Here is an 18,892-nt window from a genome sequence, read left to right on the forward strand (position 1 = left end):
ATTATGACGACAATTAAAAAAAGCACGTTCACTCAGTTATCAGCAGCCGGCGAGATTTTTTGCGATGGTTTTATCACAAACGCAAAGGATCAGGCTGCAAAAGCAATTCAAGGTGGCGCACAGGTAAACCATGATGCAGCGTTTGGCAATCTAACCAAGGCGGTTGCAGTGCTAGCAGATAAAAACCAGCTAGATAGACAGATGCGCGATGTACTTCTAACTATTGGCGCACACATTTTAGTGCAGGCACAAAAAGAAGCAGTGGCGGCGCAAGAAGGCGAAGCTAAGACGGGGCCAGGTAAAAAACAAGGTAAGGCCGCGCAATGAGCAAAAAAGTTTTAACTGTTACAAATGTCCAATACTTAATGCCGCAAGTAGGCAAGGCCATACGGGATATTTTAAAGCAAGGCAAAAACGTTGTTGTTGAGTTTAAAGAGCACAAAGCAAAACGCTCTTTAGCTCAAAACAGATTGTTGTGGGTATGGAACCAGGAGATAGCTAATCACTTTCGTGAACACTTTGGGCAAGAAAATAGCTCTGAGGACGTGCACGAAGTATTTGTGCGTAAAAAGTTTGGCGTAAAGGTTATTCAGGCCGGTAACGAGGAGCCCATTATTGTTCGCAAGCGCACGCGCAAGTTAAACACCAAAGAATTTTGCGAATACCTGAATTGGATGGAGCAGTATTGCGCTGAATATTTAGAGTTAATGCTACCGCAACCCGATGACTTATATCACTTGGCTATGTATGGGGAGGCAAACAATGTCGCTCATTAGTAAAAAAATACGCAATAGCGCACGCGGCCAAGAATGCCAGGTGCGTATACCTAGCGTATGCAATCGCAATAATGAAACCGTAATACTTGCTCATGTTGGCAAGGGTTCAGGCATGGGGCAGAAGTGCGACGATATACACGCTACTTACGCATGCTCAGCTTGCCATGATGTTATTGACAGAAGAGTACGCCAAGACAATGCAAGCGAAGTACAGGTTTACGCATATGAGGGCATGGTTAGAACGCAAAAGCTTTTACTAGAGCAAGAATTAATACGGGTGGCTAAATGATTAACTTAACTCTGCCGTACCCGCCAACAGTTAACCATTACTGGAAATCAACAGTAAAGCGCGTTGCAGGCAATAAAGGTCGGGTGATAACGCGCGTAAGCGATGAAGGCAAGGCATTTGCTGAACAAGTGTTTTGGTTAGTGCGCGAGCAAAAAGCCCATAAAAAGCTTAAAGCAGATTTAAAGCTAGTTATACACATTTATGTGCCGGATAGACGTAGGCGTGACATTGATAACTTAAGCAAGTCTTTATTTGATGCAATGCAAAAAGCTGGTGTCTATGAAGATGATACGCAGATAAAAGACTATCGCATGATCCACAGTGGAATAGTCAAAGGCGGAAAAGTTACACTGAGCATTGAGGAAATATAACATGCAGCCAATTAAGCTACTGTCTAAGTTAACAACGAAAACACTAAACCTTACCGGCACTTTTGGCGGTAGTGGGCAAGACGTTATAGATTGGCGAACAGCAGCACATGCTTTAGCCGGCTTGCCATCTTGCCAAACAAATTGGGCTTACTTTCGTTATGTAGGGGAAGAAACAAGGCTTAATCGTGTTATACGCTCACTTACAATGCACATAACGCTATTTATCAAGATAAAACGCTATAAGGTTAAGCCTGAAACGTTAAACGGCATAGTAATGTCAGCGGTTTATGAATTTGTACAGCCTGTATGTGGTGAATGTGACGGTAGTGGATTAGCTCCAGGGCAAGTAGCAACGAACCTAGATGCTCAGATTTGCATTAAGTGCCATGGGCGAGGACGAAAGCCAGTATCAACACGCAGTAGATGCAAGATTATAGGCATCGGACATAAAAGCTATACTGACAGCCATGATGACATTACGAAAGAGCTACTGCGCTTAATAGCCGGCTGGGAAAGCGATATATTTAAAAATATACGGGTAAAAATGGGGGAGGTTGCTTAATTAAAAGTTAAAAGTGGTTGTTAAATTTTATTATAAAGAAAGCATAATATAAATATATTTGATAATGTTAATGTGTCTATTACGATGGACCAGCAATTTATATTTTTGGAGAGTAAATTATGGATAAGAACGAATACTGGAAATTGGAAATAGTTGCGTTCTACGCACTACAGTCCATCCATGGTATTGGTTTTAGAACTCTATATAAAATTGCTGCTAAAAAGATCAGTTTTCGAGATTTAATTAAAACAGATGACTACTTATATTTTGAGAAAACCTTAAGGCTAAAGTTAGAAGATTCGGCTATTGAGTCGGAAGAGAGTTGGGAGCAATATAAGAAAGATTTGTGGGTCAGAGGTGTTGAACTTGCGCGAAAATGTCAACGTGAAAATATCCGAGTCATTTTTTATGATCAAGAGATATTCCCAAAACAATTAAGATCTATCCCAGAGCCACCAATGTGGCTTTTTATTCAGGGTAATTTAGCTAATTTACATAATAGATCTGTTGCCATTGTAGGCAGTAGGAAAGCGACTGAAGAAGGGTTATGGCTAACTACATTAGTAGTTGCGGCTATGGCTAAGGGAGGATTAGTATCAGTGAGTGGCCTTGCTGAGGGGATTGACCAAAAGGCTCACATAGATTCATTGCGGTTCAAAATCCCGACAATAGCGGTCCTTGGTACCGGTATAGATAGCAATTACCCTAAAGGCTCTGAAGTTATAAGAGCAGAAATATTGGCTAATGAAGGAACCATAGTTTCAGAATATCTAATAGGTCAAAGCTATAGCGCTCAAAACTTTGTTCGCCGAAATCGAATTCAAGCTGGATTAGCTGAGACAATTATACCAGTAGAGTGGAAGGTTAAAAGTGGTACTGCGCACACAGTTAATTTTACCAAAGAATATAATCGCTTTCTTGTTATGCCTCATTTGCCGAACACGGTTGATAATGATGAGCTACAGTTAGTTCGTTCTTACCCTTTAGGGTTAACATTTTGCGTCCCTGAGCATTCAGGAGCGCTTATTGACTTCATATTTCACCCCTATGACAAGTTAACTCATGTTGTTGAATCAGGTGAAGGTAATAATCAAATTCAAATGGATATATAGGAAGTAGCATGGCAGCAAAAAAACTTAAAGGTGTAATACTAAGTGTAGAGAATACAATCTTAAATGTTGGAAATATAGATAATGATGTATTCACTGAAGTAAGAAAGCTTATGAATTACTTCAAAACCCGTGGAATAACACCTGTACTTTTGGCAAATAGAAGAAGAACTGTTACGTATCGTGGAGTTCCAAGGGATTTGTACGAATACCTAGAAGAAATATTCGATGAGCTTGTTGTATTTACAAGGTTACGCAATCCCGAGGTGCCACCAAAGCCACAAGCTGCAGCAACTAAGTATGTCTTAGATAAAATGGGATGGGAATCAAACGAAGTTATCTATATAGGAAGTAGTGATGATGACATGCGGACAGCATTAAATGGAGATATATTATTTTTACGTGGAACCTGGTATGCAAATAATACAGATTATGGCTTTGAGTTTAACGAGGTAAAAGAAATTGCCAGGTTCATAGATACATTGTGTCTACGTGAGCATTTTTGGAGCCATGAAATAAAAGATGGTGATTTAGAGTATTACGCGTTAGCACCTTTTAGCACTTATAAAGAAGCTTTTAGGAAGTACTCAGAAAATGCGCGCGCTGCAGCTAAGTTTTTGGGGAGAGGTGATGTTGATTTTTGGCTTGGTGCACTAGTCACGAGTATGTACTTTACTGGGATTCATAAACGAATTGACTTTGTTGCAGCTTATCCTGGGCATAGAGCCAGTGTAGGCAATGACAAAATGAATGATGAGCTTATGACATTTGCTAAATGCTTTAGAAAAGGTTACTTACATAATGTCATAGAGCGCCACACAACCGCTTTGAAATCTCAGACTGCTAGAAATCAACGTGTTCATTTAGATCATCATAATCAACTTAATACAATCAAGCTTAATAAGTTCCCAACAAAAAACTTTACAACAGTCTATAAGAAATCCCCTTTAGCTAATGGAAAAACGCTTTTGTTGGTCGATGACATATGCACAAAAGGTTATTCGCTCGAAGCTGCAAGAAAGTATGTTGAGAGAACTCGAGCTAAGACAATACTGGTTACGTGGTTAAAAACTATTAACACGGATTATTTTACTATTGGCGACCCTGGTACATTTAACCCATATCAAGCTAATACGTTTCAAAACGTGCCTGTTGGACAGCAGTATAATTACCACGTCTACCATGTTGATGGTGCCGCATCTGAAGAGTTAGCAGACCAATTAGAACAGTACATTAATTGGGATTGGCCATAAGCTAGATAGTGTTTTCAGATACAGATTCAATAATTAGCAGTAAAGGTAGCTTCGTGTTTGATTAACATTTAACGAGTGCATTACACCAGATTGCAAAGATTGCAGGTATAGCGATAACTGCGCACTATAAAAACAAATAACTCATTGAAAATATTTAAAAATAACCACTGCGCACATATAAGTTGCGCAATTACTGCGACATAATGCGCATGAGTGCACCTGCTGCGCACTAAAGCATGAAGTGAAAATGACGCTAAGGCAGCGTGTGTTACCCATAAATTAACAGCTATGGACGAAACTGCTAAAAAGGAGAAGGCGAATAATGGAGAAATTTGGAAGGTGCTTTAAATGGATAACTTTCACTTACGTGATATTAGTTCTGGTCATAATTTTTGCTTACGGTTTTTTTGTTAAAGGAGGTAGCTGGGGCAGTTTAAGTGATGTTGTTATTGCTGTATTTACAGTACTCATTGCTTATACAACAAACATGCTATTAATTGCTGCTTGGCTTACTAGTAGCTCTTGGTTAGACCAGAGCAAACATAGCTCAGCTCAAGAGCTTCTTTTGTCACTTTCTGAATACTACTTTACTATTCATGAAATTAAGACGATGTATATTGAGAAGAGATTTCTTGAAAGCTTTACCAAAATAACTCCGAATAATTATCATAAGCTCTCCAGCCAAGCGTTAAAGTATTTCGAAGGGACACCTAAAAACGCCACACCAGCTCAACTTGCGCCTTTTTTGGATTTCATATTGCCCACATTTAAAGAGGAAGCTGAAAAACTAAAGCCTCAAATTTACGCAATTAAGGAAAAATTAAATCAGCTCAAATTTGAAGTTATGACAAAGGCAAGCCCATTCGCAATAGAGATCGAGCATTTAGATTTTGATTTAATAACAGAGATTAATTTCATGCTAACGATAGATGAAAACATGCACAAAAACGCCAGCCAATTATTTGATAAACTTAGTGCCGCCACTGGTTATGATGGCTTTAAGTTAATGTATATCGCAGACCCAGTAAAAGACGGGCTATTCAAGGATGCTTGATAGTAATTTTAACAAAGCTGATTTATATCTTGATTTACCTCATGGCGTATCAGGCTTAATTGAGAAAAACAAAAACGCCACTTTCTACGGCATCGCCAGTGGTCGCTCAATGGAAGGTGTTGGCATATTCGATGGTGATTTACTTATGATTGATAGAAGCTTAAGTGTAGAGCCTGGTGATGTGATCGTTGCTGTACTTAACGGCCAGTATGTTTGCAAAATAGCAGACCTTAAAAATAACCTGCTTTTATCTGCAAGTGATGAGTACGGCCCTTATAAACTCAAGGAGGGTGACGAGTTTACATTAGAGGGTGTAGTTAGCAGCTCAGTTCGCATGCATCGTGGAAATATAAAGGATACTATTTAGCATGTGTAATACAGAAAAAAAACCAAAGCACAAGCAAGTTTTTGCTATTGATGAGAGTGAAGGATTGCACAAGAACTATTCTTTTAGGCTGGCTATATTTCTACCTATTGTGTTTTCGGCCGCAATAATTATTATATTCTCTTTACAGCTATGGAGCGATGGCGGATTTAGATTGGGATTTTCACAATCAGAAGTGTCAGCATTTATTAAATATTTTTCATTTCCAATATCTTTATTGCCACTTAGCATTGTTTTTGGCGTTATGGTTGCGAGGTTCCATTCGTCAAAGCAAAAGGCAAAAAGCAACTTGATTACTGAGGTTAACAATTCAGTAAATTTTTTTTACAAAACACATGAAGAATTTGATAAATATTGTCAGAAATTATTGGCTGTTGAGCATTCTGTATTTAATAATATTGATTCAGTTATATGTTATGGGTTCCTATTTAAAAACAGCACGACTAAAAACCCATCTTTAATCATCAATGATGAAACAATTCAGCAAATTGAAAAGTTTTACTTTTTATACTTTAACTGCTTTATGGATTATATTTCTAGCGAGGAATATAGAAATAGAAATGTGAGACTAGAATATGGAGAGGCACATGGATTTGCAGATTATTATGTAAAAAATTTCCAGCTACAACTTGGTATAGATATCAATAGAATATTTTTAATTCACTACATAAAAGACTTTGATAAAAACATTAAATCTATAAATAAAGCATTCTTAAAGTTAATTGCCTTCCCAGGGGTTGATAATTTTATTGAGTCCCATAAGAGGTTATCTTCTATAGAAGATAACATTTTACGCTTGCTAGACGAGAGTGTTGCCTATCAAGTCGAAGTTAAGAGCTTGCAAACCCCCCAATCCTGATATAGTATTTCCCATGTTGAAGAAATCCGCTTAGTTTATGACTGAGCGGATTTTTGTTTTAAAAGGACGTAAAATGAACAACCAAAATGATAGCAGTACATTAGACTTATTTCGAGAGCGATTAGCTAGCCCGTTTCTATTCACTTTTTTTTGGGTATCGTGTACTTGGAACTGGAAATTGATTTATTGGTTTTTATATGAACCACTAAAGCCAAGCATAAAACTTGTACGCTTACCTTTTGAGTGGGAAGTGCTGACTCCTGTTTTAATTACAGTTGCGGTTATAAGTGTTGTTCCGTGGCTCAATAATGCGGTAGAGATAATAAAACAATTTGCAGAACATCAGTTAAACCTTTGGCTTAATAAGCTGAACTGGAAAAAAATGGTTACTGAAGCTCAATACCAAAAGTTGGTCGATGAGGTTGCACAGTTAAAGGAGAAGCAGCACCAGCTCGTCAACGATAACATTAAAGCTCAAGAAAGTGAGATTCAAGCGAAGAAGGAGTTACTTTCTTCGCAAGCGGAAGTTAATTTAAATTTAAAAAAGCTATCTGACCTAGAAAGAGAAAAAACAGCTCTTTCCACTAAATTATTTGAGGTGGAGAAATGTAGGGCGGTGTTAGGCGATGAATTAGGCCCATTGAAAAAGAAGGTGGAAGAAATAGAAAAAGTGATTAGAGATAGCATGGGGGAGCTATCTGAGCTGGAGTTTGACTCAAGTGACAGATCATACGCCTGGCTTAATCAACTTACTAAAAGATATAAATATATTATTAGTATAATAGATGAAAAAGAAGCTAAATGGCGCTTCAATCAGGCTATATATGAATTAGAGAAAAAGAAAATCAATAATAAATAAACTATCTACTTTATTTTATAGCGCTTATTGCTAATATTTCAACAAGTTAGGTGTTTTACGCCTAGCTAGAAAAGCCCGCTTAACTGCGGGCTTTTTCGTATGCGCACAATGGTAAGGTTTTATTAGCCATTTTATTCCTTAGTTAAGCCCAGCCCTCACCGGTTGGGCTTTTTTATGCGCGAAACAAATTTATAGGTGGGCGTTATGACAAGCGATAAAGAAATGTGTAAAGACTTTGAAGATAGCGGGGCGGTGTTTCCAAAAGTTACGCCTGAGCGTATTGAAGAGCTAATGCAGCAGGTTCGATACATTCCGTCATTAGTAGAGGGGACTACAACAACGCTTGTTGTTAGCGTTCTACCAATTGGGCTAACAGAGTTTACTTTAGCCACCACCACAATGGCATGTGTAGATAAGCGCAATTTTAATGCTGAAAAGGGCGTTAAGTATTGTATTGAGAAATGCGAAAAAGAAACGCGCAATAAACTGTGGGAGCTTGAGGGTTACGCTTTATCGCAATTCATTCAGGCCGGTCATTATGATTATAAAAGCTAAAAGCCTAATCGCGCTTGGACTGACAGGTGTTCTTGCTGCGGTTGGTGTAACGGTTGCTAACTTTGAAGGTAAAGAGCTGGTTGGTTATGTTGACCCTGTTGGCATTGAAACAGCTTGCTTTGGGCATACTGCTACAGCTATCGCAGGTAAGGAATATACAGAGCATGAATGCTTAAATCTGTTTGCGCAGGACTTAGCTGAACATGACGAGCAGTTAAACCATGCTGTATTGGTCCCGCTCACTCGCGGTGAGCACATGGCTTATTTATCATTTCATTACAATGTAGGTGCCGGGAACTTTAGGCGCAGCACATTATTAAAATATCTAAACGAAAATCAACGCTTACGAGCGTGTGATGAATTAACTCGCTGGGTTTATGCCAATGGGCGCAAGCTTACGGGGCTTGTTAAGCGCAGAGAGCAAGAACGCACAATGTGTCTAGAAGGAGTTAGTAGTAATGTTGAAATTTCTAGGTAGCGTAGAGCGAGTTATTATAGCTGCGTTAATAGTCACGATACTGGCGCTTACTTACTCAGCGAACAACCTCAGAAAAAAGTCTATAACAGATGGTCAAGCACTCGAAAATTTAGAGTTGGCTTTAGATAAAGCTGCGCAGACAAACAAATATTTAAGCCAAAGCGTAAAGCTATCAGAGCAGAGCAACGCAAAACTACTGAAAGAGCGTAAATCACTTGAGGCCATTAATGCCCAACACAGTGATGAGCTTGCATTGCTCAACTCACAAATAAACATCGCACAAGAAAACATTCAAAAACTAAGGGGTTCAAATGACAGCACAATTAAAGCCTGGGCTAATCATTGCGTGCCTGATTATGCTATCAGCTTGCTCAAGTACGCGGAGCCCCAAAGTTGTAACAGAAACAATAGTACAAACACAGTACAAGTACCTACTGCCGCCAGCGGTGTTTTACCAGGCGTGCGAAGTGGCAAAATCAAATTCTAATGTTAGCGATACCGCTAGCTTATTAGCTTACACACGCTACCTGGAGTCTTTGATAGATACTTGCAATGAAAATACTAAACGAATTAAACAATGGGCATTGGACAATGGATAAGCAAACAACAGTGTATAGCTACACTGCAAGCATCGGCACTGCTGCTGGCGGTCTTATGTCATTGAATACTTTAGCCCTGTTGTTAGGAATAGTCTTTACAGCCGCAACGTTTTTCATTAACTGGCGCAGTCAAAAGCACCGCCTTGAGATTGAGCTGCAAAAACGCAAAGAAGATGCTGAATTTCATCGTGCGCGCATGGCAAAACTGTCGGGCGATGATGTAAACCATTACAACAAGCGGGTAATGAAGGATGATCGCCGGTGTCAAAATGGGCCGATTTAAACGAGCTGTTTTTAAAGGAGCATGCTGAAAAGGGTATCGGGCCTCTTGAGTTTTGCGAAAGCAATGGCCTGAATTACGCCACCGCCAGGCGATATATAAAACTACCGCAAGCGAATTTAAAGAATGCCCCTAAACAGCGCAAGACTAAAGACGGTAAAAAAAGACCTGGCGTTAAGCCTGGTACCAGAAACCGAAGCATAGTTAAGCATGGTGGTTACTCAAAGTATTTTGAAAACAATATTAATCAACTTGTCGAAGGTACAACACTTGAAGATGAGCTAGACCTTTGCCGCGCTCGCATTCACATGGTTATGGATGCTATTGAGGGTATTCAAAAGCTTTTAGATAACCCTGAAACAGACAATGATGCAAAAACACGACTTTATGAGTCGCTATTTAAAGCTGAAATGTCGCTTGATAGAAACGTTTGCAGAGCTGAGTCGATAACTAAAACATTATCGAGCATTAAAACAGACTCGCTTGCACGCGGTAAATTGATTGCTGAAACATCACGAATTACACAGCAGACCAAAGCACTGGTTCATTCTACTAAGCGCGGCAAGCACCAGGCAGAAATTTCAGAGCATGAAGCGATTAAAGCACGCAAAGAAGCAGGCGGTACCAGTAAGCTTGATGATTATATTGATAAACGTACTGGCGGTTTAGATACCGTGGTTAGTCAATAATGCAGCCTAAAACAGCTAAATACCCCAAAAGCACGTGGCTTACGCAAGAAGAGCGCTTTAATTTAGATGAAGCTGAGTTGTTTGAACGCTGCGACCCATACCTAGATTGTTGGTGGTGGCGCATAAACAACTTATACATCATTGCTAACGAAAAGGGCCAAGAGGTTTTGTTTCGTTGCCGTATAGCGCAAACCGTATTGTTTATGACGATGTGGTTTTTAAACATTATCTTAAAAGCGCGGCAATTGGGCTTCAGTACAGCAATACAGGTTTTTATCCTGGACCATGCCATGTTTAACGATAACAGGCAGTGCGGGGTAATTGCTCAGGGTAAAGACGAAGCGGGCGCTATATTCTCGTCAAAGATACTTTACCCCTACGAACGGCTACCGAATTTCTTAAAGACGGGCAAGCGCTCAGTTAAAAGCAAGACGGGTACCGGGATTAAATTTAACAATGATTCGTGGATAAGGGTTGCAGTATCGTTTCGTTCGGGAACGCTGCAGGTTTTACACGTATCAGAATACGGCAAGATATGCGCTAACTACCCATTGCGGGCAGATGAAGTGCAATCGGGCTCGTTTAACGCCGTACATGAGGACTCTTACATATTTGTAGAGTCAACAGCCGAAGGCGCAACCGGCAATTTCTTTGATATGTCAGTCGATGCGATGGAGCTATTAGCGTCCGGGATTGATTTATCACAGCAAGATTTTAAGTTTCACTTTTACCCTTGGTTTGATGATCCTAAGTATGTAGCCCCGGTACCACCAGGCGGCCTAAAACTTTCAAAGGAAAAAGTTAAATACTTTGCGTCAGTTGAAGCGGCAAACGGCGCAACGCTAACAGACGAGCAAATTAGCTGGTACATAGGCAAAGAGCGTAACCAAAAAGGCAAGATGAAGCAGGAATATCCATCTACACCGATGGAGGCTTTTTTAACGTCGGGCCGTAAAGTATTTGATAGCGATGATTTAATGCGTGCCGAAGGGCGATGCGTTAAGCCATTAATTGTTTATGACATTGAGCCATACACCGGCAAGCTTAAAAAAATGAACGGTAAAGTTGATTTAAGCGTAAGAGGCGGCGACAAACTTGCTCAGTCAACGCTTGGGTACCTACTTATTTGGGAATTACCCGACGATAACGAAGATTATGCGATCGGCGGCGATGTTGCAGAAGGACTTGAACATGGCGATCGCAGCTCATTAGACGTTGTTGCCAGTTCAGACGGGCGACAGGTAGCGCATTGGTTTGGTCATATAGACCCTAAGCGGTTTGCACATATAAATAAGCATATCGGATTAATGTATAACAAGGCTTATATCGGCATTGAGCGAAACAATCACGGTCATGCAACACTTCAAGAGCTTGTTGATATTTACCCAACGAGCCGGATTTACACGGAAGAGCACATTGATCGTGAAGATACGGACGAAGAAACCCGCAAAGTAGGCTGGAATACAACTGCGCAATCAAAGCCAATTTTAACGAGTGGCCTTGATGAGCTGCTTACTCACGACAAAGACGGCATTGTTTGGCGCGGCACAGTTAATGAACTCAATACATTTGTTTACGATAAAAAAGGCCGCATGGGCGCACAGCCTGGCGGGTTTGATGATCAGGTGATGAGCTATGCAATTGCGCAAGAAATGCGAGTAAGAATGCCTAAGCGGCTAATTAAAGACAATACACCAGCACCCCATAACCCTAACTCTTGGATGGCACGATAACAGATGGCTGATCACGTAAAATCAAATAAAGACGGCTTTACGCTAGATAAGCTGTTAACCCTGCTTGGCGATATTGACAGCCAACCCGATTGGCGCACGCCAGCAACTAAAGCGTGTGCGTACTATGACGGCGACCAATTAAGCGAAGCGGTAAGAAAAGTATTACGCGATCGCGGACAGCCCGAAATAGTGCACAACATGATTGGGCCAACTATTGATGGTGTATTAGGCCTTGAAGCCCGATCACGTTCAGATCTAATGATTGTTGCCGATGATGAAAACGGTGATGAATTAGCGAAAGCATTAAATGAAAAGTTTAAAGACGCCTGGCGTTTATCTCATGCTGATCGTGCTTGCTCGGATGCTTACGCTAGCCAGTTAAAAGCGGGCATTGGTTGGGTAGAAGTTACTAAAAATCCAATACCTTTTGCAGCAGCTTACCGCGTTAAGTTTATTCACCGTCGCGAAGTGTGGTGGGACTGGAACGCACAAGAAGCCGATCGCAGTGATGCACGTTGGATGCTGCGTAAAAAATGGCTAGACCTGGACGAAGCCCTTACTACTTTTCCGGACCACAAAGAAATTTTAAAGAACTCAGTTAATTTGTGGGAAGATTTTTACAAGACGGTAGATAAAAAGCACGTAGAAGAGCATGGATTACACTCCGCTTGGCACGATAGCCAAAGCTGGACACGCGGACAAAGCGAATGGCTGGACCAAACTCGCAACCGTGTATTGCTGCAAGTTATTTACTACAAAGTATGGAAGCGCGCGCACATCATTAAAATGAGCGATGGCCGTGTTATTGAATACGATAAAAATAACGATATTCACCAGGCTGCGGTACAAAGCGGCAAGGTTACTCTTGAATACGCTGCATTCCCTAACGTGCGTGAAGCGTGGTTTGTTGGCCCGCATAGGATTATTGATAGACCAAGTGAAGCGCCTGGCGGCATGTATAACCTAATACCTTTCATTGGCTATCAAAAAGATGCAAGCGGTGAACCTTATGGACTGATCAGTCGCATGGTACCGGCACAAGATGGCATTAACGCACGCGTTATACGTCTTAACTACTTACTACAAGCACGACGAGTAATAGCCGATGATGATGCGACGCAGTTAAGTAACGACCGATTAAAAGAAGAAATCGAAAAGCCGGACGGGTACATACCACTTAACCCGGACCGTAAAAGCAAGTTAAAGGCGTCAGATGCGTTAAGCATTCAAAACGATGTAGGCATTGCGGCGCAGCAGTTTAACTTAATGCAAAATGATATGAAGCTTATCCAGGACACAGCCGGCGTTTATAACTCGATGCTAGGCCAGGACAGCAACGCAGTAAGTGGTGTAGCCATTGCAAACTTGGTTGAGCAAGGCACAACAACGCTTGCTGAGCTTAATGATAACTTTCACTTTTCACGTAACCGCGTAGGCGACTTGCTACTGGCTTTCATCATTGAAGAGTTAAAGCCGCAAAACAACGTGCAAGTAACCGCTAATCGCGACGATAAAGCGAAGCGTAAGCAGATTGTACTTAACCAGCCAAATGAAAGTGGCAAGCGTGATAACGATGTAGCGCGCTGGAAAGGTCACTTAGCGTTAGCACCGGTTAAAGCAACACCAACGTATCGACAGCAGCAAGCAACGCTACTAAGCAATGTAATGAGCCAGATACCGCCAGAAGCACAAGCAGCAACTATGCCTATGTTTGTTGAATTGATGGACCTACCAAACAAAGAAGAGTTTTTAGCAACACTACGCCAGGCGTTAAACATTCCTAAGCCGCAAGAGGATATGAACGAAGATGAACTTGCACAAGCTCAAGCCCAGGCTGAAAAAGCACAGGCGATGGAAGAGCTACAAATGCAAGAGATCCAAGGCAATATGGAAAAGTTAGCCCTTGAGCGCGAACAGCTAAAAGTCAAAATACTTGAATTACAGAAGAAAACTGAAACAGAAGAAGTTAAAGACGACAAGTTGATAGCTGAAACTGAAAAGATTTTAAGTGAAGTGCGCCGTAGTAACGCTGAAATAGCAGCTATGAAGTCAAACGTACAAGCGAACATTCAACAACAACTAGACGCGATACAGGTGTAGCGATGAAACAACTAGAAAGTCTTGACCACATACCGGCAGAGCATATGGAGCAGATCAAGGCCATTGCCAAAATGTGCCATGAAGTTAACCGCGCTTACTGCGCCGCATTACGCGAAGATCAACCAAGTTGGGAAATGGCCCCACAATGGCAAGTTGACTCTGCTATTAAAGGCGTTGCGTTCCACATTTTAAACCCTGACGCACCAGCAAGCGCTTCACACGAAAGCTGGATGGCTGAAAAAGTAGTTGCTGGCTGGAAGTATGGCAAGGTGAAAGACGCCAATAAAAAACAGCATCCTTGCATGGTACCGTTTCATCACCTACCAGTAGAGCAGCAAGCCAAGGACTATATTTTTAGCGCTATCGTTAAGCAAGCTATTCACGCAGGCTAGATAAAAAACACGTACTACGCAGAAATTAAGCCGCTTTGTTAACTCAAGGCGGCTTTTTTGTGCGATGCACAAACTCGCAGGGGCAGCGATACGCCTGAATTTTAATTTTCGTAGCCATACGTTAAATGGTCAATGGGGTAATAAAGTGGACGAACTAGACGAGATATTAGCAAATGGCACTGACGAAGAAATCGAGGCAGCACTAGCTGGTCTTGATATTGAAGGTGAAACACTATTTGGTGACGAAGATGGCGAAAAAGAGCCTGTAGTAGAAATCAAAGAAGAAGCACCTGCAGCAGAGCCAAAGCAGGAAGCAAGCGAAGCATCAACTAAAACAGACGTAGAAGGGGAGTCGTCAACCAAAGAAGGTGAAGCGCCAGAGGGTTACGTTGAAATTGATGGTGAGTATTACGTAAAAGCAACGGAGGTAAGCAGCAAGAACGGTCAGCACAGTTTACCGTATGACGTACTTGTACAAACGCGAGAGCGAGCAGCAGCAGCCGAAGCAGAGCGTGAGCGACTAACCACAGAAAAGGCGGAACTTGAAAGTCAGTTTGCTGAAACCAAGCGTGTAGCAGAGTTACACAGCAGCCAGTTAAAAGAGGCTGGAATGGACCCGCGCAAACTGCCAGGCGAAATGCTTAAAGATCCTGAGCTAATGAATCGTATTAAAGACGAATACCCAGAGCTAGGTGAATTAGTTAGTGAACTTGCTAACCAAATTCAGCAATACGGCAGCAAGAGCCAGCCAGAACCACAGCAACCCGCTTCACAAAATGAAGTGCAAACCGCGTTTTCTAGTTCACAGCATTTAAAGCAGTGGATGGAAAGTGACGTTGATAAGTGGGACATGGCAAAGGTTATTGATGACAAGCTCGCAAAAGACCCATTGTTTGCAAACAAACCAGTAGCAGAACGTTTTAAAGAAGTTGAAAAGCGTGTTCAGAACGCGTTTGGCGAACAGCATAAGCCTAAGCCAAGCAACAACGGAACGTCTGCACCAATCCCAAATACCCCAACTGATTTAGGCTCGCAAGCCAACGACTCAAGCGCTAACGCAAACTTACTAGATAAAGATGCCGGTACTATCACGGATCAAATGGCAAGTATGACCGAAGCGCAAATTGAGGCGATGCTTGAGAGCGCGTCAGATTTTCTCTAGGAAATTAAAATGAGCACAATTACTAAAGCGCAAGCGGCTAAGGCGTTTGGCGCTGCCCTGTTTACCCACACTCGTCGTCAAAATACGTTTGTGAATATGTTAACCGGCGCAGCTCCACAAGCAGCAAAAGCAGACACGGCACATAACAAAAAGCAAACTGAAAAGGGCGCACCTATTGTTATGATCAACGACTTACAAAGCCAAGCAGGCGACGCGGTAGAAATGGACTTGTTCCATAATCTAGGCGGTTTGCCAACGATGGGCGATAAAAAACTAGAAGGCCGAGGCGAGAGCTTAAGCAAGACAGTATTTGAATTGCGCATTGACCAAGGCCGTAAGATGGTTGATAGCGGTGGCAAAATGTCACAAAAACGTACTAAGCATAACTTGCTTACAACAGCTAAAACGCTGTTAGGCAACTACTACAACGACCTTAAAGACGAAGTGGCTATGTACCACTTGGCGGGCGCGCGCGGTTCGTTTGCACCGGACGATATTATTATCCCACTTGAAAGCCATGAAGAGTTTAAAGAAATCATGGTTAACGAAGTATTGGCACCTACATATGACCGCCATATCTTTGGTGGTGATGCGACTAGCCTTGAAAGCATTGATGCTGCGGATATTATGACGCTAGAAAAGCTAGATGATTTAGCGCTTATTCTTGAAGAGCAATCAAATCCGATGAAGAACATCACGTTTGAAGCCGATCAGATGGCGAATGAGTCACCGTTCTTCTTACTATTTGTTACTCCGCGTCAATGGCGTGACCTATGGGCTTCTGCGACTGATAAGAAATTGCAAGAGCTACAATCACGCGCTATCAAACGTGGTACCGGCTTTAATCACCCGGTATTCAAAGGTGATGTGATCATGTGGCGCAACATTCTTGTTCGTCAATATCGTAAGCCAGTACGCTTCTATGCAGGCGATACGGTTACAGTGTCTAACAATGACAGACTTGCAACGACCAAACAGGTTACTGCAGGCGTAGACATTGACCGCGCTATCTTATTAGGTGGCCAGGCACTTGCTAACGCATACGGTAAGTCTGATTCAGGCTCGCACTTCTCTATGACTACTGAGAAAACCGACCATGGCAACGCCAATGAAACAGCAATCGTATGGATGAATGGCTGTAAGAAAGTACGCTTCTCTGATAAGACAGGCCGCGTAAACGATTACGGCACTATGGTCCTTGATACCGCCGTTACGCTTTAATTTAGCTGGCGGCTTAGGTCGCCTTTTATTCGTTAACTAATTGGAATAACACCATGAAAGAAACATTTTACAAAGGCGCTGCGGGCAATTTATCAATGCACAGCGTTACCCTGGCATTATCAGCTTTAGCAGTAAGTGGCGTGGCGGTTGCGTCTGCAAACCTACCTATCGGTACACAAATCACAGCCGTTCGCATTGTTAATGAAGCGCTTGGTGCTGATACAGAAGTGACAGCACAAGTGGTTAATCGCAATGGCGACTCAACCGATTTAGCTGCGTTCTCAACAGTAGCAGCGGACAACGGCGTCACTTACATTAAGCCGCACTACATTGGCGATGAAGGTCCTAGCGACTTAGTGGTCAAGAATACCGGCACTGGCGCAGCTACCGGCGAAGTGGTACTGCAAATTGAGTACCGCTACAAAGGTTACTAAGCCTTTTTCGATACACGTTTAAATCTAGCCCTGCGTTTGCGGGGCTTTTTTATTGGGAATGACCATGACTACCAAAACTAATATTGTCTACATTGGCAGCAAGCCATTTAAAAAAGACACCGTATGCGGTACGCGCTTAGTATTTAAACAGCTAGAGCCGGTACCCGTAGATAATGATTTACTGCAACGCTTTTTAAGTTACCCAAAAGTGTGGGTTCTTGAGTCTGAGCTTAAAGACGTTATTGAACGACTAGAAGCAGAGCAAGAAGCGGAACAGCAAAAGCGTTTAGCCGCGGAAGAAGCTAAGCAGAAAGCCATTAAAGATGCGGACCTTACCGTTGAAATTAGCGGCGAAACTATCGACCTGGGCAAATACAGTTCTTCACAGCTTGATACCTTCGTTGTTGCGCACGATCTGGTTATTGAAGGCGCTAAAAAGCCGTTACCTGCTTACAAGCTAAGAGTACGTGACGCAGTACGTGCACTAACTGCCACTGAAAACGGCGGAGAGTAACCAATGGCGCAACTATCTAGCTTGATCCCGTTAGTTCGTGAGCGCTGCGGGGGCGTTCTTGATCAAATGGCAAAGGACCAACTAGGTCGCGCCTATCAAAAGTTTTGTTATGAGTCGCGCTTTTTGGCCCGCATTCAAGAAATTGAGCAAGGGCAAGACGGCGCGCTTGTTATTGATGATGAACATGTATTTGTGAGTGTTGATTTTGTATTGGATGCTAATGGGCGCGAGCTTAAAAGCGCACAAGATTACACTGTATCTACCGGCGGTAAAGTAACAGCGCTCGGCACTACTGCAAAATTACGTGTGTTTTACCATATCGCCCCGCAATTTATGCTGCCTAATGAATTTGAAGCAGATAACACCATTGTTAACCGGTGGGCCGATGCTATCGCAGATGGTGCAGCCGCGAACCTGTCGATGATGCCTAACACCCAATGGACCGACTTATCAAAGTCTGACTACTTTAAACGCCGTTTTACCGATGGCTACCGCGATGCCTTCCAGGTTGCTATTGAAGCCCTGGGCGAGCAAAGACCAACACAACCAAGAGTATTTTTCTAATGGCTATAATTACATCAAATGAAATCATGCAGCGCGTTAATAAGTTACTAAACGATCCTGGCTTTACTCGCTGGCCTAAAGACGAGCTATTAAATTACTTAAACGATGCACAGCGCGCCATTGTATTGCGCCGCCCTGACTCTTACACCGTTGACGTTGACGACTTTGCATGTGTTATCGGGGTAAAACAGTCATTACCAGCCGATGCGCTTAAATTAATTGATATACCGCGTAACGCTAGCGGCAAAGCTATTCGTGGCCCTTATAATCGCCAAGTTCTAGATGATAACTACGATACCTGGTATGCGGGCAAAACCGCTACCGAAGTAGAGCTTTATATCTACGACGAGCGCAACCCTAAAACATTTTATGTTTACCCTGGCGTTACGCCTGGCATTGAGTTGACCTTAGTTTATTCAAAGGCACCGCCGGCAATTGATTCAGCGGCCAATGATTCGGGCGAAGTTATTGCGCTTGATGATGTGTATGTAAACGCCATTATTGAATGGGTTTTGTACCGCGCGTATATGAAAGATGCTGAATATGCGGCTAACCCAAACAAGAGCCAAATGCACATGAACGCATTTAGAAGCCAGCTAGGCGAAAAGAGCCAGGCTGACGTAGCGATGATGAGCGAAGAAAAGGGCAACTAAC

The 18,892-nt window shown here is 42.3% G+C and carries 26 protein-coding genes; all 26 read left to right on the forward strand.

Features of this window, described 5'->3' with window-relative positions:
• Nucleotides 1-3 precede the first annotated feature (3 nt).
• The 26 genes from PTRA_RS06275 to PTRA_RS06395 all read left to right on the forward strand — a co-directional run bounded on the left by PTRA_RS06275 (nucleotide 4) and on the right by PTRA_RS06395 (nucleotide 18,891).
• Nucleotides 4-327 (forward strand): hypothetical protein, encoded by a 324-nt coding sequence (locus PTRA_RS06275; RefSeq protein WP_058373092.1) that lies wholly within the window; start codon nucleotides 4-6, stop codon nucleotides 325-327.
• Complete coding sequence (locus PTRA_RS06280) at nucleotides 324-776, forward strand: recombination protein NinB (RefSeq protein ID WP_058373093.1); 453 nt, start codon at nucleotides 324-326, stop codon at nucleotides 774-776. Before PTRA_RS06275 ends, PTRA_RS06280 begins: the two co-directional genes overlap by 4 nt.
• Nucleotides 763-1,065: a DUF1364 domain-containing protein gene (locus PTRA_RS06285; protein WP_058373094.1), complete on the forward strand. Its 303-nt coding sequence runs from the start codon at nucleotides 763-765 to the stop codon at nucleotides 1,063-1,065. Before PTRA_RS06280 ends, PTRA_RS06285 begins: the two co-directional genes overlap by 14 nt.
• Complete coding sequence (locus PTRA_RS06290; RefSeq protein ID WP_058373095.1) at nucleotides 1,062-1,436, forward strand: RusA family crossover junction endodeoxyribonuclease; 375 nt, start codon at nucleotides 1,062-1,064, stop codon at nucleotides 1,434-1,436. The genes PTRA_RS06285 and PTRA_RS06290 overlap by 4 nt, the downstream gene beginning before the upstream one ends.
• A gap of 1 nt (nucleotide 1,437) precedes the next feature.
• Nucleotides 1,438-1,998, forward strand: a complete 561-nt coding sequence (locus PTRA_RS06295; RefSeq protein ID WP_058373096.1) for a DnaJ-like cysteine-rich domain-containing protein — start codon at nucleotides 1,438-1,440, stop codon at nucleotides 1,996-1,998.
• 119 nt (nucleotides 1,999-2,117) lie between these two features.
• Nucleotides 2,118-3,110, forward strand: coding sequence for a DNA-processing protein DprA (locus PTRA_RS06300; protein ID WP_208855522.1), 993 nt, complete (start codon nucleotides 2,118-2,120; stop codon nucleotides 3,108-3,110).
• Nucleotides 3,111-3,118: 8 nt separating this feature from the next.
• Complete coding sequence (locus tag PTRA_RS06305) at nucleotides 3,119-4,360, forward strand: HAD hydrolase-like protein (protein ID WP_058373098.1); 1,242 nt, start codon at nucleotides 3,119-3,121, stop codon at nucleotides 4,358-4,360.
• A 322-nt stretch (nucleotides 4,361-4,682) separates the two neighbouring features.
• Nucleotides 4,683-5,414: a hypothetical protein gene (locus PTRA_RS06310; RefSeq protein ID WP_058373099.1), complete on the forward strand. Its 732-nt coding sequence runs from the start codon at nucleotides 4,683-4,685 to the stop codon at nucleotides 5,412-5,414.
• Complete coding sequence (locus tag PTRA_RS06315; protein ID WP_058373100.1) at nucleotides 5,407-5,781, forward strand: LexA family protein; 375 nt, start codon at nucleotides 5,407-5,409, stop codon at nucleotides 5,779-5,781. Before PTRA_RS06310 ends, PTRA_RS06315 begins: the two co-directional genes overlap by 8 nt.
• Nucleotide 5,782: 1 nt before the next feature.
• Nucleotides 5,783-6,658: a hypothetical protein gene (locus tag PTRA_RS06320; RefSeq protein WP_058373101.1), complete on the forward strand. Its 876-nt coding sequence runs from the start codon at nucleotides 5,783-5,785 to the stop codon at nucleotides 6,656-6,658.
• Between the two features lie 73 nt (nucleotides 6,659-6,731).
• Nucleotides 6,732-7,517, forward strand: coding sequence for a hypothetical protein (locus PTRA_RS06325; RefSeq protein ID WP_058373102.1), 786 nt, complete (start codon nucleotides 6,732-6,734; stop codon nucleotides 7,515-7,517).
• A gap of 204 nt (nucleotides 7,518-7,721) precedes the next feature.
• Nucleotides 7,722-8,072, forward strand: a complete 351-nt coding sequence (locus tag PTRA_RS06330; RefSeq protein WP_058373103.1) for a Gp49 family protein — start codon at nucleotides 7,722-7,724, stop codon at nucleotides 8,070-8,072.
• Entirely contained in the window at nucleotides 8,056-8,550 is a 495-nt protein-coding gene (locus PTRA_RS06335; protein ID WP_058373104.1) for a lysozyme, read from the forward strand. The genes PTRA_RS06330 and PTRA_RS06335 overlap by 17 nt, the downstream gene beginning before the upstream one ends.
• Nucleotides 8,531-9,037 (forward strand): hypothetical protein, encoded by a 507-nt coding sequence (locus PTRA_RS06340; RefSeq protein WP_058373105.1) that lies wholly within the window; start codon nucleotides 8,531-8,533, stop codon nucleotides 9,035-9,037. The genes PTRA_RS06335 and PTRA_RS06340 overlap by 20 nt, the downstream gene beginning before the upstream one ends.
• Nucleotides 8,958-9,149 (forward strand): hypothetical protein, encoded by a 192-nt coding sequence (locus PTRA_RS19415; protein ID WP_470381982.1) that lies wholly within the window; start codon nucleotides 8,958-8,960, stop codon nucleotides 9,147-9,149. Before PTRA_RS06340 ends, PTRA_RS19415 begins: the two co-directional genes overlap by 80 nt.
• Entirely contained in the window at nucleotides 9,142-9,432 is a 291-nt protein-coding gene (locus PTRA_RS06345; RefSeq protein ID WP_058373106.1) for an HP1 family phage holin, read from the forward strand. Before PTRA_RS19415 ends, PTRA_RS06345 begins: the two co-directional genes overlap by 8 nt.
• On the forward strand, nucleotides 9,411-10,118 hold the full coding sequence (locus PTRA_RS06350; protein WP_058373107.1) for a hypothetical protein: 708 nt from the start codon (nucleotides 9,411-9,413) through the stop codon (nucleotides 10,116-10,118). Before PTRA_RS06345 ends, PTRA_RS06350 begins: the two co-directional genes overlap by 22 nt.
• Nucleotides 10,118-11,851 carry a terminase large subunit gene (locus PTRA_RS06355; RefSeq protein WP_083497502.1) on the forward strand — a complete coding sequence of 578 codons (1,734 nt, stop codon included), beginning with the start codon at nucleotides 10,118-10,120 and terminating at the stop codon, nucleotides 11,849-11,851. Before PTRA_RS06350 ends, PTRA_RS06355 begins: the two co-directional genes overlap by 1 nt.
• Nucleotides 11,852-11,854: 3 nt before the next feature.
• Nucleotides 11,855-13,951 carry a portal protein gene (locus tag PTRA_RS06360; RefSeq protein ID WP_058373108.1) on the forward strand — a complete coding sequence of 699 codons (2,097 nt, stop codon included), beginning with the start codon at nucleotides 11,855-11,857 and terminating at the stop codon, nucleotides 13,949-13,951.
• A gap of 2 nt (nucleotides 13,952-13,953) precedes the next feature.
• Nucleotides 13,954-14,343 carry a RyR domain-containing protein gene (locus tag PTRA_RS06365; protein WP_069188185.1) on the forward strand — a complete coding sequence of 130 codons (390 nt, stop codon included), beginning with the start codon at nucleotides 13,954-13,956 and terminating at the stop codon, nucleotides 14,341-14,343.
• 64 nt (nucleotides 14,344-14,407) lie between these two features.
• Nucleotides 14,408-15,505 carry a hypothetical protein gene (locus tag PTRA_RS06370; protein ID WP_058373109.1) on the forward strand — a complete coding sequence of 366 codons (1,098 nt, stop codon included), beginning with the start codon at nucleotides 14,408-14,410 and terminating at the stop codon, nucleotides 15,503-15,505.
• A gap of 9 nt (nucleotides 15,506-15,514) precedes the next feature.
• On the forward strand, nucleotides 15,515-16,726 hold the full coding sequence (locus PTRA_RS06375) for a N4-gp56 family major capsid protein (protein ID WP_058373110.1): 1,212 nt from the start codon (nucleotides 15,515-15,517) through the stop codon (nucleotides 16,724-16,726).
• Nucleotides 16,727-16,779: 53 nt separating this feature from the next.
• Nucleotides 16,780-17,160 (forward strand): hypothetical protein, encoded by a 381-nt coding sequence (locus PTRA_RS06380; RefSeq protein ID WP_058373111.1) that lies wholly within the window; start codon nucleotides 16,780-16,782, stop codon nucleotides 17,158-17,160.
• A 64-nt stretch (nucleotides 17,161-17,224) separates the two neighbouring features.
• Nucleotides 17,225-17,674, forward strand: coding sequence for a hypothetical protein (locus PTRA_RS06385; protein WP_058373112.1), 450 nt, complete (start codon nucleotides 17,225-17,227; stop codon nucleotides 17,672-17,674).
• 3 nt (nucleotides 17,675-17,677) lie between these two features.
• On the forward strand, nucleotides 17,678-18,238 hold the full coding sequence (locus tag PTRA_RS06390) for a hypothetical protein (RefSeq protein ID WP_058373113.1): 561 nt from the start codon (nucleotides 17,678-17,680) through the stop codon (nucleotides 18,236-18,238).
• Nucleotides 18,238-18,891, forward strand: coding sequence for a phage adaptor protein (locus PTRA_RS06395; protein WP_058373114.1), 654 nt, complete (start codon nucleotides 18,238-18,240; stop codon nucleotides 18,889-18,891). The genes PTRA_RS06390 and PTRA_RS06395 overlap by 1 nt, the downstream gene beginning before the upstream one ends.
• Nucleotide 18,892 lies beyond the last annotated feature (1 nt).

The sequence above is a fragment of the Pseudoalteromonas translucida KMM 520 genome, assembly GCF_001465295.1.
Classification (GTDB): Bacteria; Pseudomonadota; Gammaproteobacteria; order Enterobacterales; family Alteromonadaceae; genus Pseudoalteromonas; species Pseudoalteromonas translucida.

Excerpts from the sequence above, each read along its gene's own strand:
- PTRA_RS06395 (WP_058373114.1), top strand. The coding sequence starts at position 18,238 with ATGGCTATAATTACATCAAATGAAATCATGCAGCGCGTTAATAAGTTA.
- PTRA_RS06290 (WP_058373095.1), top strand. The coding sequence starts at position 1,062 with ATGATTAACTTAACTCTGCCGTACCCGCCAACAGTTAACCATTACTGG.
- PTRA_RS06300 (WP_208855522.1), top strand. The coding sequence starts at position 2,118 with ATGGATAAGAACGAATACTGGAAATTGGAAATAGTTGCGTTCTACGCA.
- PTRA_RS06360 (WP_058373108.1), top strand. The coding sequence starts at position 11,855 with ATGGCTGATCACGTAAAATCAAATAAAGACGGCTTTACGCTAGATAAG.
- PTRA_RS06310 (WP_058373099.1), top strand. The coding sequence starts at position 4,683 with ATGGAGAAATTTGGAAGGTGCTTTAAATGGATAACTTTCACTTACGTG.
- PTRA_RS06390 (WP_058373113.1), top strand. The coding sequence starts at position 17,678 with ATGGCGCAACTATCTAGCTTGATCCCGTTAGTTCGTGAGCGCTGCGGG.
- PTRA_RS06285 (WP_058373094.1), top strand. The coding sequence starts at position 763 with ATGTCGCTCATTAGTAAAAAAATACGCAATAGCGCACGCGGCCAAGAA.
- PTRA_RS06295 (WP_058373096.1), top strand. The coding sequence starts at position 1,438 with ATGCAGCCAATTAAGCTACTGTCTAAGTTAACAACGAAAACACTAAAC.
- PTRA_RS06320 (WP_058373101.1), top strand. The coding sequence starts at position 5,783 with ATGTGTAATACAGAAAAAAAACCAAAGCACAAGCAAGTTTTTGCTATT.
- PTRA_RS06385 (WP_058373112.1), top strand. The coding sequence starts at position 17,225 with ATGACTACCAAAACTAATATTGTCTACATTGGCAGCAAGCCATTTAAA.
- PTRA_RS06370 (WP_058373109.1), top strand. The coding sequence starts at position 14,408 with ATGCACAAACTCGCAGGGGCAGCGATACGCCTGAATTTTAATTTTCGT.
- PTRA_RS06280 (WP_058373093.1), top strand. The coding sequence starts at position 324 with ATGAGCAAAAAAGTTTTAACTGTTACAAATGTCCAATACTTAATGCCG.
- PTRA_RS06375 (WP_058373110.1), top strand. The coding sequence starts at position 15,515 with ATGAGCACAATTACTAAAGCGCAAGCGGCTAAGGCGTTTGGCGCTGCC.
- PTRA_RS06380 (WP_058373111.1), top strand. The coding sequence starts at position 16,780 with ATGAAAGAAACATTTTACAAAGGCGCTGCGGGCAATTTATCAATGCAC.
- PTRA_RS06275 (WP_058373092.1), top strand. The coding sequence starts at position 4 with ATGACGACAATTAAAAAAAGCACGTTCACTCAGTTATCAGCAGCCGGC.
- PTRA_RS06330 (WP_058373103.1), top strand. The coding sequence starts at position 7,722 with ATGACAAGCGATAAAGAAATGTGTAAAGACTTTGAAGATAGCGGGGCG.
- PTRA_RS06355 (WP_083497502.1), top strand. The coding sequence starts at position 10,118 with ATGCAGCCTAAAACAGCTAAATACCCCAAAAGCACGTGGCTTACGCAA.
- PTRA_RS06335 (WP_058373104.1), top strand. The coding sequence starts at position 8,056 with ATGATTATAAAAGCTAAAAGCCTAATCGCGCTTGGACTGACAGGTGTT.
- PTRA_RS06365 (WP_069188185.1), top strand. The coding sequence starts at position 13,954 with ATGAAACAACTAGAAAGTCTTGACCACATACCGGCAGAGCATATGGAG.
- PTRA_RS06340 (WP_058373105.1), top strand. The coding sequence starts at position 8,531 with ATGTTGAAATTTCTAGGTAGCGTAGAGCGAGTTATTATAGCTGCGTTA.
- PTRA_RS06315 (WP_058373100.1), top strand. The coding sequence starts at position 5,407 with ATGCTTGATAGTAATTTTAACAAAGCTGATTTATATCTTGATTTACCT.
- PTRA_RS06345 (WP_058373106.1), top strand. The coding sequence starts at position 9,142 with ATGGATAAGCAAACAACAGTGTATAGCTACACTGCAAGCATCGGCACT.
- PTRA_RS06305 (WP_058373098.1), top strand. The coding sequence starts at position 3,119 with ATGGCAGCAAAAAAACTTAAAGGTGTAATACTAAGTGTAGAGAATACA.
- PTRA_RS06325 (WP_058373102.1), top strand. The coding sequence starts at position 6,732 with ATGAACAACCAAAATGATAGCAGTACATTAGACTTATTTCGAGAGCGA.